Origin of the sequence: Paraburkholderia sp. (assembly GCF_035501035.1) — a bacterium.
Taxonomy (GTDB): Bacteria; Pseudomonadota; Gammaproteobacteria; order Burkholderiales; family Burkholderiaceae; genus Paraburkholderia.
Genome location: NZ_DATJWR010000355.1, coordinates 14,078 through 27,857, shown reverse-complemented (window position 1 = coordinate 27,857; position 13,780 = coordinate 14,078). Strand labels below are relative to the sequence as shown.

At 66.9% G+C, this 13,780-nt stretch carries 11 protein-coding genes; 6 read left to right on the top strand and 5 right to left on the bottom strand.

Translation table 11 applies throughout. The annotated features are described in order from the left end of the window. Positions 1–162: 162 nt before the first annotated feature. The gene (locus VMJ11_RS25945; RefSeq protein WP_325623117.1) at positions 163–2,196 is read right to left on the bottom strand and encodes a sigma-54-dependent Fis family transcriptional regulator; all 2,034 of its coding nucleotides are present in this window, start codon (positions 2,194–2,196) and stop codon (positions 163–165) included. A gap of 549 nt (positions 2,197–2,745) precedes the next feature. Between VMJ11_RS25945 and VMJ11_RS25940 the strand changes: the two genes are divergently transcribed. The 6 genes from VMJ11_RS25940 (at position 2,746) to lipA (ending at position 8,899) form a co-directional block, all read left to right on the top strand. Next, positions 2,746–3,813 carry an ATP-NAD kinase family protein gene (locus tag VMJ11_RS25940; RefSeq protein WP_325623115.1) on the top strand — a complete coding sequence of 356 codons (1,068 nt, stop codon included), beginning with the start codon at positions 2,746–2,748 and terminating at the stop codon, positions 3,811–3,813. A gap of 48 nt (positions 3,814–3,861) precedes the next feature. Then, on the top strand, positions 3,862–4,638 hold the full coding sequence (locus tag VMJ11_RS25935; protein WP_325623113.1) for an SDR family NAD(P)-dependent oxidoreductase: 777 nt from the start codon (positions 3,862–3,864) through the stop codon (positions 4,636–4,638). A gap of 108 nt (positions 4,639–4,746) precedes the next feature. Continuing rightward, entirely contained in the window at positions 4,747–5,730 is a 984-nt protein-coding gene (locus VMJ11_RS25930; RefSeq protein ID WP_325623111.1) for a thiamine pyrophosphate-dependent dehydrogenase E1 component subunit alpha, read from the top strand. Between the two features lie 46 nt (positions 5,731–5,776). Further along, entirely contained in the window at positions 5,777–6,781 is a 1,005-nt protein-coding gene (locus VMJ11_RS25925; RefSeq protein WP_325623110.1) for an alpha-ketoacid dehydrogenase subunit beta, read from the top strand. Positions 6,782–6,785: 4 nt separating this feature from the next. Next, complete coding sequence (locus tag VMJ11_RS25920) at positions 6,786–7,907, top strand: acetoin dehydrogenase dihydrolipoyllysine-residue acetyltransferase subunit (protein WP_325623108.1); 1,122 nt, start codon at positions 6,786–6,788, stop codon at positions 7,905–7,907. Positions 7,908–7,909: 2 nt separating this feature from the next. Further along, positions 7,910–8,899: a lipoyl synthase gene (gene lipA, locus VMJ11_RS25915; RefSeq protein ID WP_325623106.1), complete on the top strand. Its 990-nt coding sequence runs from the start codon at positions 7,910–7,912 to the stop codon at positions 8,897–8,899. 138 nt (positions 8,900–9,037) lie between these two features. On the opposite strand, the gene VMJ11_RS25910 is transcribed toward lipA, so the two are convergent. The 4 genes from VMJ11_RS25910 to VMJ11_RS25895 form a co-directional block, all read right to left on the bottom strand. Next, positions 9,038–10,405, bottom strand: a complete 1,368-nt coding sequence (locus VMJ11_RS25910; protein WP_325623104.1) for an MATE family efflux transporter — start codon at positions 10,403–10,405, stop codon at positions 9,038–9,040. Positions 10,406–10,412: 7 nt separating this feature from the next. Beyond that, a complete protein-coding gene (locus VMJ11_RS25905) occupies positions 10,413–12,167 on the bottom strand; it encodes a glycosyltransferase family 39 protein (protein ID WP_325623102.1) in 1,755 nt (584 codons plus the stop codon). Between the two features lie 298 nt (positions 12,168–12,465). Next, complete coding sequence (locus tag VMJ11_RS25900) at positions 12,466–12,729, bottom strand: type B 50S ribosomal protein L31 (protein WP_325623100.1); 264 nt, start codon at positions 12,727–12,729, stop codon at positions 12,466–12,468. A gap of 136 nt (positions 12,730–12,865) precedes the next feature. Continuing rightward, positions 12,866–13,744 carry a M90 family metallopeptidase gene (locus tag VMJ11_RS25895; RefSeq protein ID WP_325623098.1) on the bottom strand — a complete coding sequence of 293 codons (879 nt, stop codon included), beginning with the start codon at positions 13,742–13,744 and terminating at the stop codon, positions 12,866–12,868. Between the last annotated feature and the right edge of the window lie 36 nt (positions 13,745–13,780).

The window sequence follows — 13,780 nt, the reverse complement described above, 5'->3', positions numbered from 1 at the left end:
GTAAATCGCATCGAACAATATTTAATAGTTCTGTGCAATTCGGCGATGCGATGTCGCCCGCGCCTTTTCGGCCGCGCCAATAATGCGGCGTGCGCCGCCGCAATGCAGATTTCATGCCGTATCGCGGCACGGGTCGTGCCGTGCGGATCGGAGCGAAGCGACTCAGGCGCGGTGCGGCCCGACGATGCCGAGTTTCGCGATGCGCCGGTACAACGTCGCGCGCGAAATGCCCAGCGCCTGCGCGGCGGCATTCGGACGCCAGCGGTGCGCCGTCAGCGCCGCGACGATGCGTTCGCGCTCGTCGGCGGGCGCGAGCGACGAGGCTGGCGGCGTGCAGCTCGGCGTATGGATCGACGTACACGGGCTGCCTGGGCGCACAACGGGCGGCGTTACGGGTGGCCCAACAGGCGGCGCTACGCGCGGCAGGCTCGCCGCGAGATCCGCGCTCAGGTGGCGTGCCTCGACCAGCACGGTGTCGCACACGGCGCATGCGTAGCGCATCGCGTTGCGCAACTGGCGCAGATTGCCGGGCCACGCGAACGCGGAGAGCCGCGCCGCGAGTGCCGCGTCGAGTGCGAGCGGGCGGCCTGCCGCTTGCGCTTCTTCCGCGAAGACGGCCTCGATGAGCGTCGCGATGTCGCGCCGCTCGCGCAGCGGCGGCAGCGTGAGCACTGCTCCGCACAGCCGGTAATAGAGGTCCTCGCGAAAGGCGCCCGTGCCGGCCATTTGAGCGAGGTCGCGGTGCGTTGCGCAGATCACGTCGATATCGACGCGCACCGGCGTTTCGCTCCCAAGCGGCAGCACTTCGCCCTCGGCGAGCACGCGCAGCAGGCGCGTCTGCAGCGCGAGCGGCATGTCGCCGATTTCGTCGAGAAAGAGCGTGCCTGTGTCGGCCATCGCGATCTTGCCGCGCGCGCCGTGGCGGCGCGCGCCCGTGAACGCGCCCGGCGCGTAGCCGAACAGTTCGCTCTCGATCAGCGAATCGGGCAGCGCCCCGCAGTTCACCGCGATGAACGGGCGGTTGCGTCGCGCGCTGGCGTCGTGGATCGCCCGCGCGAACACTTCCTTGCCCGCGCCGGTCTCGCCGAGCAGCAGGATCGGCAGACGCTTGCCGGCCACGCGCTGGGCGATATGCGCGTTACCGGCCACGCGCGCGTCGGCGCTGCGCAGGAAGGGGCCGAGCGCGCTGCGCTCGTATTCGCGCACAGGCCCACCGTTTTCGCACCGCAGCGGCATGGCGCCATGCACCCCGGTTGGGTTGCCACGGCCGATCTGCCCAAGAGGTGCGCGAATGCGCGCATAGAGCATCGAGCCGTTCGAGCGCAGACGCAGCGCGGCAATGGCCTCGATGCGGCCGATATCGCGCAACTGCACGTGCGACGAATCGAAGATTTCATCGATATGGCGCGGGCCGTCGAGGCACGGCATGCATTCGCGCGCGCGCCGGTTTGCGGCGACCACGTTGCCGTTTTCATCGAAGGCGATCAGCAGCTCGGGCTGCGCCTCGACGTAATTGCGGTTCTGATGGCCGAACAGGATCCAGCACGAGGCCGTGCGATGCAGGAAATAGCCATCCTCGATGAGCGTGGCGCTCTGGCGCACGAGCTGGTTGACGATGCGCTGGCTCTCGCGATTGTCGGGCGATTGCACGGCCGAGGCGTCGAGCACGCCGATCAGTTCGCCGCCCGGCGCGAAGATCGGCGCGGCGCTGCAGGTGAGCGTCGTGAACGCGGCGCGGAAATGATCGGTCTTGTGCACCGTGATGGGCGCGAGGTCGGTCAGCACGCTCGCAATGCCGCAGGTGCCTTCCTCGCTCTCCGACCAGCACGAACCGATGTGAAGCCCAGCGTGTTTGAAGTCGTTGCGGCGCTCGCGGTCGATGCGGTAGTCGATGGTCACGCCATGCGCATCGGTCAGCATCACGCAGTAGTCGGCTTCGCGCACCATGTCGTGCAGGCGCGAGAGGCATTGGCCCGAGGCGCGCAGGAAGGACTCCTCGCGCTCGCGGATTTCGCGCAGCTCGGCGGCGCTCAACACGCGCGGGCCGATCACCGAGCCGGGGTCGAGCTGGTAGCGCTCGAACGAGCGCTGCCACGACGAGACGAGGCGAGGCGAGCCGGACGGCGCGGGGAGTCGGCCTTCCACAGCGCCGCGCACGCGTTCGGCGTGCCGGGTTGACGCAAGGGCGTAGGGCATGAGCGGTTCCAGACGGTTGCGGACGGGAAACGTCGGACCGGAAAGCGTTCGGCGGGAGTCTTTTGTAGCACATCCTTTGCGCTCGATCACACCGCAGCGCAGCAAGGGAGACGGCTGAGACGATCGTCTCAAGGTGCCGCATTTCGTCGGTTCGCGTCTCACGGCGGGCTTGAGCGCCGCTCAGGGCCGCCGGGCGGGGCCGTGTGCGCGCTTACCGGGCGCCGGCGCGGCGTTGTCTTTCGCGTTTCGCGTGGGCGAGACGCAGTCTGAGACGGTGCGCGTGTCGCGCGCGCCGGCGCCGGCGAGGCTCACGTGGAGCGAAGAACCCCGTCGCGCGGTCTTCTGCGCCGGCACACAGCATCGACAGCGTCATTGGCACGACGCTTGCAGATCCTGGAGGCACAAGCGGCGCACGCCGTCTCAGGACGCGCAGACCGTTCTTGCATGGGACCAGGGCAATGCGCTAAAGCGCCAACTCTGGTCGACAGCTTTGTATGGGACCAGAGTAAGTGCGGAAGCACTAACTCTGGTCGACAGGAGACAAACGCAGTGACGACGCCCGTGACCGTAGGCGTGATCGCGAACCCCGCGTCGGGTCGCGACATCCGCCGCCTCACCACACATGCATCTGTCTTTCCCACCGCCGAGAAAGCGAACATGGTCGTGCGCCTGCTCGCGGGCCTCGGCGCGCTGGGCGTCGCACGCGTGCTCACGCTGCGCGACAACACGGGCGTGGCCGCGCTGCTGCTGCGCGCGATCGAAACCCACGCGGCCATCGCCGCGCACGAGCCCTGGCCCGAAGTCGAGTTCCTCGATCTGCCGGTAAGCGAGAGCGTCGCCGATACGCACGCCGGCGTCGCTCACATGGTGCGTGAGGAAGTCGCGCTGATCGCAGTGCTGGGCGGCGACGGCACGCATCGAGCGGTGGCCGCGCATTGCGGCGAGACGCCGTTGCTCGCGCTCTCCACCGGCACCAACAACGCGTTTCCCGAGTTGCGCGAAGCGACCGTCGCGGGCCTCGCGGGCGCGCTCGTCGCGACCGGCGCGGTGCCCGCGCAGGCCGCGCTCGTGCGCAACAAGCGGCTCGTCGCGCGCTGCGTCGAGGGGCCGAGCCACGGGCGCGAGGAAATCGCGCTCGTCGACGTTTGCGTGGCGCGTCAGCCCTTCATCGGCGCACGCGCGATTTCGGAGAGTTCGGATATCGAAGCGCTTTTCCTGACCTTCGCTCCCCCCGACGGCATCGGTCTTTCGTCCGTCGGCGGGGCTTGGGCGCCGGTCGGCCGCGACGCGGCGCACGGGCTGCACATGAGCTTCGCCGCGCCGGGCACACCCGCAGGCGCCGGCGCGGGCGTGCCGCTGCTCGCCCCGATCGCGCCGGGCCGTGTCGAGCGTCTGACGATGCGCACCTGCCAGCGCCTCGAAGTGGGCGTGGCGCTCTCGCTCGAAGCGGGCCACGGCACGCTCGCGTTCGACGGCGAGCGCGAGATCGAGCCGGCGCGCGGCGACCGCTACGAAGTGACGCTCGACTGGCAGGGCCCGCTGACCGTCGACGTCGCGCGCACGCTGCGTTATGCGGCGTCGCATCAGCTGTTGCGCGAGGCCGCAGCGCATGTCTAGCGGCCCACGTGGATTCCGAACCCATAACCGACACAAGGAGACACCCGTATGGACACACCCTTGAAAGGCCAGGTAGCGATCGTCACCGGCGGCGCGCGTGGCATCGGCCGCGGCATTGCGCTCACGCTCGCGCAGGCGGGCGCGGATGTGCTGCTCGCGGATCTGCTCGAGGAACCCCTTGCGGCGACCGCCAACGAGGTGCGCGCGCTCGGACGGCGCGCGGCCTTCTGCGTGGTCGACGTTACCCAGGCGGCCCAACTGGAAGGGATGGTGTCGCAGGCGCTCTCCGAACTTGGCGGGCTCGACATCCTCGTGAACTGTGCAGGCGTGATTTCCATTAATCCGGTGTCCGAACTAACGGAGCGGGAATGGGATTTCGTGATGGGCGTGAATGCGAAGGGCGTGTTCCTCGGCTGCAAGGCTGCGCTGCCGCATTTTCACATGCAAAAGCGCGGCCGGATCATCAACGTCGCGTCGATCGCCGGCAAAGAGGGCTTTCCGAATCTCGCCCATTACAGCGCCTCGAAATTCGCGGTGGTCGGCTTCACCAACGCGCTTGCCAAGGAGGTCGCGCGCGAAGGCATCACCGTCAACGCGATCTGCCCCGGCATCGTGCGCACGTACATGTGGGACCGGCTCTCCGACGAATGGAAGAACGAAGGCGAGAGCGTCGAAGAATCCTGGCAGCGCCATCAGCTCACGCTGATCCCGCAAGGCCGCGCGCAGACGCCGGAGGACATGGGGCGGCTCGCCCTGTTCTTCGCGACGATGGACAACGTCACGGGCCAGGCGGTGAACGTCGACGGCGGTTTCACTTTTCACTAGGAGCAGTGGCATTTTCCGTAGCAGGCATACCCAGCGTCGTACACGCAGCAGCACGGCAACCATCTTTCATGAGATCGCAACTCAATGCGATCGACACAGGAGACAACCATGTCTGTCAACACGCAGTTGAACCGGGAGCAGTTGCTTACCGCGTATCGCTCGATGCGCACGGTCCGCGAGTTCGAGGAACGTCTGCACGTCGAGTTCGCGACCGGCGAGATTCCCGGCTTCGTGCATCTGTACGCGGGCGAGGAGGCATCTGCGGTCGGCACGATGAGCCACTTGAATGACGTCGACTACGTCGCCACCACGCACCGCGGCCACGGCCATTGCATCGCCAAGGGCGTGGACGTGCGCGAGATGATGGCCGAGATCTATGGACGGGCCACGGGCTCGTGCCGCGGCAAGGGCGGCTCGATGCACATCGCCGATCTTTCGAAGGGCATGCTCGGTGCGAACGGCATCGTGGGCGCGGGCGGGCCGCTCACGTGCGGCGCGGCGCTCGCGGCGAAGCACAAGAAGACGGGTGGCGTGGGCGTGTGCTTCTTCGGTGACGGCGCGTCGAATCAGGGCGTCATTTTCGAATCGATGAATCTCGCTTCCGTCTGGCGCCTGCCGGTGATCTTCGTCGCGGAGAACAACGGCTACGCGGAGGCGACGTCGTCCACGTGGTCGGTCGCAGCCGACAATATCGCCGATCGTGCGAACGGCTTCGGCATGCCGGGCGTGATCGTCGACGGATTCGACTTCTTCGCCGTGTACGAGGCGCTGGGCGAGGCCATTGCACGCGCGCGCAGCGGCGGCGGCCCGACGCTCGTCGAGATGAAGCTCTCGCGCTACTTCGGCCACTTCGAAGGCGACGCGCAAACTTACCGCGCGCCGGGCGAAGTGCAGAAGCTGCGCGAGGAAAAGGATTGCCTCAAGCGTTTCGAAGAACGCGTGGTGCGCGCCGAGCTCGTGAGCAGCGACGATTTGCGCAAGGTGGACGCCGAAGTGAAGGCACTGATCGACGACGCAGTGGCGCAGGCCAAGGCCGCGCCACTGCCGGCCGCCGAGACGCTGCTCACCGACGTGTACGTGTCGTATCCCTGAGCGCGATGCGATCAGGTAATCAGGATTCCAGATCAAGGAGACGAAAATGGCACGGAAAATCACCTATTCGCAGGCCATCAACGAAGCGCTGGCCCAGGAGATGGGGCGCGACGAGAGCGTGATCGTGATGGGCGAGGACAACGCGGGCGGAGCGGGTGCACCCGGCGAGCAGGACGCATGGGGCGGTGTGCTCGGCGTGACGAAAGGGCTCTACGGCAAGTTTCCGGGGCGCGTGCTCGATACGCCGCTTTCGGAAGGCGGCTTCATCGGCACCGCCGTGGGCGCGGCGGCGTGCGGCATGCGGCCGGTGGCGGAGCTGATGTTCATCGATTTCATGGGCGTGTGCTTCGACCAGATATTCAACCAGGCGGCGAAATTCCGCTACATGTTCGGCGGCAAGGCGGTCACGCCGGTCGTGATCCGCACGATGTATGGCGCGGGCCTGCGCGCGGCGGCGCAGCACTCGCAGATGCTCACTTCGCTCTTCACGCATGTTCCGGGCCTGAAGGTCGTATGCCCGGCCACGCCATACGACGCTAAGGGTCTCATGATCGAGGCGATTCGAGACAACGACCCCGTGATCTTCTGCGAGCACAAGCTGCTCTATACGATGGAAGGTGATGTTCCGGAGGAGTCCTATTCGATTCCGTTCGGCGAAGCCAACATCGTGAGCGATGGTGATGACGTCACGATCGTCACCTACGGGCGCATGGTCCACTACGCGATCGACGCCGCGCAGAAGCTGGCGAAGGACGGCATCGAGGCGGACGTGATCGATCTGCGCACGACTTCACCGCTCGACGAAGAGACGATTCTCGAAAGCGCACGCCGCACCGGCCGCGTCGTCGTGGTGGACGAGGCGAATCCACGCTGCTCGATCGCCACAGACATTGCGGCGCTCGTCGCGCAGAAGGCGTTCAAGGAGCTGAAAGCGCCGGTTGGCATGGTCACCGCGCCGCATACGCCAGTGCCCTTCGCGGCGTCGCTCGAAGACATCTACATCCCGTCGGCGGAGAAGATCGCCGAAGCCGCGCGCGCAGCCAGGAGCTGAAGTCATGCCGATTCACATGATCACGATGCCCAAATGGGGCTTGTCGATGGAGCAGGGCCAGGTGAACGGCTGGCTGAAATCGCCCGGCGAGACGGTCAAAAAGGGCGATGAACTGCTCGATGTCGAGTCCGACAAGATCGCGTCGGGCGTCGAATGCGCGTTCGAAGGCGTGCTGCGACGGCAGATCGCGAAGGAGGGCGACACGCTGCCGGTGGGCGCGCTGCTCGGCGTGGTGGCGGACGAGGAGGCGGCCGACGCGGATATCGACGCCGCGGTAGCCGAATTCCAGCGAGACTTCGTTCCGGCACAAGCCGGCGACGCCGAAGCAGGGCCGCAGCCCGAGAAGGCACAGATCGGCGGCAGGACGGTGCGCTATCTGAAGCTGGGCGAAGGGGAGGGCGTGCCCGTGGTGCTCATCCACGGATTCGGCGGCGACCTCAACAACTGGCTCTTCAATCACGCCGATCTCGCGGGGGCGCGCACGGTCTGGGCGCTCGATCTGCCCGGCCACGGCGAATCGGGCAAGGCGGTGGAAAGCGGCAGTCTCGACGAACTCGCGCAAAGCGTGATCGCGTTTCTCGATGCGAAGGACATCGCGCGAGCGCATCTCGTGGGGCATTCTCTGGGCGGCGCAGTGGCGATGGCGGTGGCTGAACACGTGCCGGATCGCGTGGCCTCGCTCGCGCTGATCGCAAGCGCTGGCCTTGGCAACGAGATCGACGGCGCGTACATCGAGGGCTTCGTCATGGCGGCCAACCGCAATGCGCTCAAGCCACACGTGGCGAAACTGTTCGCCGATCCCGCGCTGGTTACGCGTCAGCTCGTCGAGGACCTCGTCAAGTACAAACGGCTCGAAGGCGTGCAGGCCGCGCTTGGCAAGATCTCGGAGCAGGCGTTTGAGGGCGGCGCGCAGCGGCGGGTGTTCCGCGAGCGTTTCGCCGCGCTCGCGCCGCGCGCGCTCGTGATCTGGGGCGAGTCCGACCAGATCATTCCGGCCCGGCATGCGCAGGGGCTGCCCGCGCAGGTCCGCGTCGAGGTGATCGCGGGCAAGGGGCACATGGTGCAGATGGAGGCTGCGCAGGAGGTCAATCGCCTGCTCAAGGCCTTTTTCGACGAAGGAGTCTGAGCATGGAGGCCGCCTCGTCCCGGACGTCGAGCACGGCGCTCGGCCAGCAAGGCCTGCGCAGCCGCGAAAAGCTCGCGCGGATTCCGGTGAAGGTCGTGCCGCCCTCCGGGGAGCACGTGCCGTTGCCGAAGCCGCCCTGGCTGCGTGCGCGGCCGCTCATGAGCGAGACGGTCGCGGGCGTGGCGGCGGTGCTGCGCGAGCACCAGCTTCATTCGGTGTGCGAAGAAGCCATGTGCCCGAATATCGGCGAGTGCTTTGCGCAGCGCACTGCAACCTTCATGATCATGGGAGGCCTGTGCACGCGGCGTTGTCCGTTCTGCGACGTCGCTCACGGGCGGCCCGCGCCGCTCGACGTGGATGAGCCCGCGCGTCTCGCAGCGGCGGTCGCGGCGCTGGGCTTGCACCATGTGGTGATCACATCGGTCGATCGCGACGACTTGCGCGAGGGCGGCGCGGCGCACTTCGCGCGCTGCATCGCACTCGTGCGCGAGCGGGTGCCGGGGATCGGCGTCGAGGTGCTGACGCCCGATTTTCGCGGCCGCATCGCTCGCGCGCTCGATGCGTTATCGCTCGCATGGCCCGACGTGTTCAACCACAACATCGAGACCGTGCCTTCGCTCTATCGCGCGGCGCGTCCGGGCGCGGACTATCGTGGCTCGCTGGATCTGCTTGCGCGCGCGAAAGCCGCGCACGGCGCACTCGTCACGAAGTCGGGGCTGATGGTGGGGCTCGGCGAAACCGGCGAAGAATTGCTCGCGACGATGCGAGACCTGCGCGAGCACGGCGTGGAGGTCCTGACGATCGGCCAGTATCTCGCGCCGTCGCGTTTTCATCTGCCGGTGAAGCGCTACGTGCATCCGGATGAGTTCGCCGCCTTGCGTGACGCCGGTTTGGCAATGGGATTCCGCGAGGTCGTGGCGGGGCCGCTCGTGCGCTCGTCGTATCATGCGGCGCAAACCGTGGAGGCGGCGCGGAAGCTCGAGGCGGAGTGATGGTATCGCAACTAACAGCCGAGCGTGTTCCAAGCTGCCAAATCAGCACCTGGGCAGCGCGGCGCGAGGCAGGCGTCCCGCAGGCAGGCGTCCCGCAGGCAGGCGGCTCCGACCAGCCCCCGAGCGAGGCGCCCCCAGCTAGGTATCCTCGCGCAAATACCGCGTACTCACGCGCGACAGATAAACCATGAGCGCGGCGCCAGCAATCACGAGGCTCGCGAGGTTGGCGAGCCAGAATCCGCGCGCGCCCGTCGCCCATGTGGGCACCGTGCCAGTCACATCGAAGCCCAACGCATAGCCGCCGCCAAGCCCTACGCCCCACAACGCGATTGCGTAGATGACGGTCGGCACGACCGCGACCTTATAGGCGCGCAGCGCGAAGGCCGTCGTGATCTGCTGCGCGTCGAACACGTGATAGAGCGTGACGATCGCGACGAGCGGCATGGCCGCGACTGCCACGGCGGGATCCGGCGTATAGCCGCCGATGATGAGCGGCCGCAGCACGAACACGACCACGCCATAGCAGCAGGCAATCGCCACGGCCGTCGCTACGCCGTGCCGCGCGAGCGTGCGCGCTTCGGCGGGCCGCCCGCCACCCAGCGCCTGGGCGACGAGCGTCGAAGTCGCCACACCGATCGAAAGCGGCGTCATATAGAGCACCGCGCCGATATTGCCGGCGATCTGGTGCCCGGCGAGCGTCGTCGTGCCGAGGCGCGCGATGAAAATCGCCATGAACGTGTAGGAGGTCACTTCGATGAGGTACGAGAGCCCCATCGGAATGCCGAGCTTGAGCAGCTCGGCCTGGCGCTTCCATTCGGGCCAGCAGAAGCGCCTGAAAATCTCGAACGGCGCAAACACGTCGATACGCGTGAGCGCGACGGCGGCGCACAGCGCGAGTGCCCAGTTGATCGACGTGCTCGCGAGCGCGCACCCCGGGCCGCCGAGCGCCGGTACGCCGAAGCCGCCGAAGATGAGCCACGTGTTGAGCGGCACCTTGAGTACGAGCGCGCCGACCTGGAGGAACATGACGAGGCGCGGCCTTCCCACGGCATTGGCAAGTGAGCTGTAGATGCGAAATGCGAGGCTCGCGGGCAGCCCGAACGATAGCAGGCGCAGGTAGCCGACCGTGCGCTCGCGCAGCGCCTCGGGCGCACGCGCGAGATCGAGCAGCGGGCCGGGAAAGTAAAGGATCGCGAAGCCGACCACCATCAGCACGAGCGAGAGCCAGAACGCCTGGCGCACTTCGAGGCCGATCTCCTTGTCCTTTTGCGCGCCGTAGAGTTGCGCCGTGACGGGCTGCAACGCGCTGAGAATACCGGTGAGCGCGATATAGACGGAGATGTAGATCGACGAGCCAAGGCCGAGCGCCGCGAGATCGAGCGCCGAGTAGCGGCCGACCATCGCGGTGTCGATCACACCGAACGCGATGATGGCGAGCTGGCCGACCAGCACCGGCCATGCAAGCGCGGCGATGCGCCGGACGTCGCCGGGGAAGCTCGTCGTCACCGCGGCCTCAGTCCGGGCGCTTGCGCCAGATGTGCTTCCTGATCGGCGTCTTCGGACGGTCGACGCGTACATACAGGCGGAAGCGTTCGTCGCGGTCGGCGGCGCGGCGGCCTTCCCACACGAGCTTCCATTCGAAGTTCGACACCGAGCTCGGCTCGCCGTAGTCCTGGGTGTCCTGGCGCAGGATTACGTCGCAGTCTTCGTTGAACGCGAAGTGCATCTTGCCGAAGTAGGCGAACGTGGCGATCTGCGCGTCACCGAGGCGCACGGGCGAGATGCATTGATAGTCGGCGGGCAGGTGCGCGGCGATCTGCTGCGCGACGTCGCGGTAGGTTCGGCTGTAGTTCACGACCGGTAGCCAGAGCGTCATGAGCAGCACCCACATCAGCGTGGTGCCGCCGCTCGAGAGCACGACGCTGCGCCACAGCACCTTCGGGTGACGCGCCACGCGCCATTGCACGAGCGCCATCCAGCACAACGTCACGGCCACCGCGCAAACGAACGAGAGGACCTTGAACTGCGGCACGAAGCCGGGCGCGAGGCGCGCGAGATTGCGCGCGAGCGGCGCCGGAAAGCCGGTCATGCCCGCGAGCCACACGAGCCACACGAAGGTGCCGAGGATCGTAAAGCTCAGTACCGCGAACCAGTCGATTGCGTTGATCGCGCCGCGCTTCAACGTGGGCAGCGCGAAAGTCGCGAGTACCGACAGCGCGGGCAGCACGAGCATGAAGAGCCGGTTCGTTTCGTGGCTCTGCACGATCACGAGGATGAGCAGCGGCACGATCACCGAGAGCGGTATCGCGATGTGCGGCTTGCGGCGCAGTCCCGCCCAGCTCACGAAGGCCCAGATCGCGAGCGGCCACGCGGGCCACGTGAAGAGCGGCAGATTCTTGGCCGCATAGCGCAGGACGCCACCGGGCCGCCCGGCGAAGGCGTTGACGTTGGTGCGCGCCCACTGGTCGAGGAACCAGGCGGCGTCGTCGGGGTAGAGGTGGAGCGCCGCGAATGGCCAGGAGAGCGACACCACGAGCGCCACGGGCAGGCCCGCGACGAGGAGCCAGCGCGAGCGCGCTTCGGGGGCGATGGCGAGCATGGCGAGCGTGCCGATGAGCAGCGCGCCCACCAGCACCGGGCCGCTCGAGAGCATCACGATGCCGAGCGCAAGGCCCCACCAGAGCGCGCCCTGGATTGGCTTGTCGATGGCGCGCACGACGCCGTACAGGAGCATCGCGATACCGACGAACTGCATGAGCTGCGGTGTGGTTTCGTGACCGCGCTCGGCGAGGCCGAAGCACGCAAGCAGAACGAGCAGGGCGCCGTCGGCGAGCGTGCGGCCGTAGTCGCGCGGTTCGGGTTCGCCGCCGAACGCATACTTGAACGGCTGCACTTCGGGGCGGCGGCCGAGCAGGTAGGCGCTGTACCAGACGAAGGCGCAGGCGAGGCAGAACAGCACCCCGGTCGCGATGCGCGAGGCGTTGCTCGCATCGACCCACGGGGCGAACAGGCGGATGCTGGCGGCGCCGAGCCAGTAGCCGAGCGGGCCGTTCTCGGTCATGTACTTGCCGACGAGGTTCGGCAGCAGCCAGTCATGCGACGTGCCACCCGCCATCGTCCACATCACGCCGAAGCCCGCCGCATCCTCGTTTTTCCACGGGTCACGGCCAAAGAGGCCGAACGACGCGAAGACGATACAGATGGTCAGCAGCAGCCAGCGCGGCAAGGCGCTGGTGGCGGAGGCGGTCAGTCGAATGGCTGGCTTCATGCAGTACGAAGGAAGACGGATAAGCCCGGCGTGCTTACAGGGCGCGCGCAAGGCGGCAGGCAGGACACCCGGGCGCCTGCCGCGGCGGCAATCCGGCATTCTAGCCGGGCCGGCGAGCGCGCGTCACGACGCAAGCTGCTCGGCGATCCAGCGAAACACCTGAAACAGGGCAGTAACGCGCGGCACAGAGCCGTGCGTGCGGCGCAATGGTGGCGCAGACAACAAAAAAGGGCAGCGTACGCTGCCCTTCTCGTGCACTTCAGTTCGGGGCCGGCTGGGAGCCGGCGCGGCGAAGCATTTACTTCGTGGCCTTGCCCGAGGCGCGTGCGCCGAACTTCTTGTTGAACTTCTCGACACGGCCGGCCGTGTCCATGATCTTTTGCGTGCCCGTGTAGAACGGATGCGATTCCGACGAGACTTCGATCTTCGCGAGCGGGTAGGTCTTGCCGTTGAACTCGGCGGTTTCGCGCGTCTGGATGGTCGAACGGGTCACGAACTTGAAGTCGTTCGAAACGTCGATGAACAGGACTTCGCGATAATCCGGGTGAATGCCTTCTTTCATGGTTGTTCCTTAAATCTGACGGTAGCCAACCCGCGTGCCTGCAACACCCACGTTGCGCGGCGCTTCGCTTATCTTTTTGCGTGATAAGGCGCGAGCCACTTGCCAAAGGTCGAAAAACGGCGATTATGCCAGAAAATCAGCTGGTTGGCGAATTTTTGCGGGTCGGGGAGGCAGTTTCTCGGGCTGGCTGGCCATCCAGTGCCCCTACGCGCGCCGGGTCCTGCCGGTAATAGCGCGCGAGCAGGCGGTAAAGCTCCGGATATTCGGTTTCGAACGCCTTCGGCTTGACGAACAGCGCTTCGCTGCAGACGGCGAAGAACTCCGATGGGTGATCGGCGGCATAGGGATCGATCAGCGACTCGCGCTCGAAGCGCGCCCAGCGCCGCTGCGGCACCGCGTCCACCTTGTCGCAGAACTGGTCGTAGGCGTTGTCGAACACGTCGGCCCAGGTCTGCGCGTCGAGCGGCGCATGCCAGCGTCGAAAAAGGGGCGGATGGCCGTCCGCTTCGCCGGTGAGCATATCGATCTTGTGTGCGAACTCGTGAATCACGACGTTGTAGGCATCGCTGCCGTCGGTCATCTGGGCGTCTTCCCAGGAGAGGATCACGGGACCGCCTTCCCAGGCCTCGCCGCTCGCGTCTTGCTCGACTTCGTGCACCACGCCGTCCTCGTCCTCCACGGTCTTGCGGATCACGAACTCACCCGGATAGACGATCACGCCAACCCAGCCCTTGTAGAGATCGAGCGAGAGGTTGAGCACCGGCAGCGATGCCTGCGCGGCGATCGCCACCGTCATCGCGTCGGTCAGTGCGAGATCGTGAGCGGTCGAGAACTCCTTCTGCGCAATGAAGAGGCTCGTCAATTCGCGCAGGCGCGCGAGGTCGGCGGCGTCGAGGTGGGTGAGGAACGGCAGGCCGGCCAGCGTGGCCTGCCAGAGCGCGTCGTCGATTGCATGGGTGCGCAGCGCCTTGTCGCGGCGGCGCGCGTCGAACCACTGGGAGAGTTTCGAAAGCATCGCTCGGTTGCGTCTTCGGTGTGCGTCTTCGGGGCG

Bases quoted from the DNA above. Each gene is read 5' to 3' on its own strand.
- VMJ11_RS25930 (WP_325623111.1), top strand. From the start codon at position 4,747: ATGTCTGTCAACACGCAGTTGAACCGGGAGCAGTTGCTTACCGCGTAT.
- VMJ11_RS25925 (WP_325623110.1), top strand. From the start codon at position 5,777: ATGGCACGGAAAATCACCTATTCGCAGGCCATCAACGAAGCGCTGGCC.
- lipA (WP_325623106.1), top strand. From the start codon at position 7,910: ATGGAGGCCGCCTCGTCCCGGACGTCGAGCACGGCGCTCGGCCAGCAA.
- VMJ11_RS25920 (WP_325623108.1), top strand. From the start codon at position 6,786: ATGCCGATTCACATGATCACGATGCCCAAATGGGGCTTGTCGATGGAG.
- VMJ11_RS25900 (WP_325623100.1), bottom strand. From the start codon at position 12,729: ATGAAAGAAGGCATTCACCCGGATTATCGCGAAGTCCTGTTCATCGAC.
- VMJ11_RS25935 (WP_325623113.1), top strand. From the start codon at position 3,862: ATGGACACACCCTTGAAAGGCCAGGTAGCGATCGTCACCGGCGGCGCG.
- VMJ11_RS25945 (WP_325623117.1), bottom strand. From the start codon at position 2,196: ATGCCCTACGCCCTTGCGTCAACCCGGCACGCCGAACGCGTGCGCGGC.
- VMJ11_RS25895 (WP_325623098.1), bottom strand. From the start codon at position 13,744: ATGCTTTCGAAACTCTCCCAGTGGTTCGACGCGCGCCGCCGCGACAAG.
- VMJ11_RS25905 (WP_325623102.1), bottom strand. From the start codon at position 12,167: ATGAAGCCAGCCATTCGACTGACCGCCTCCGCCACCAGCGCCTTGCCG.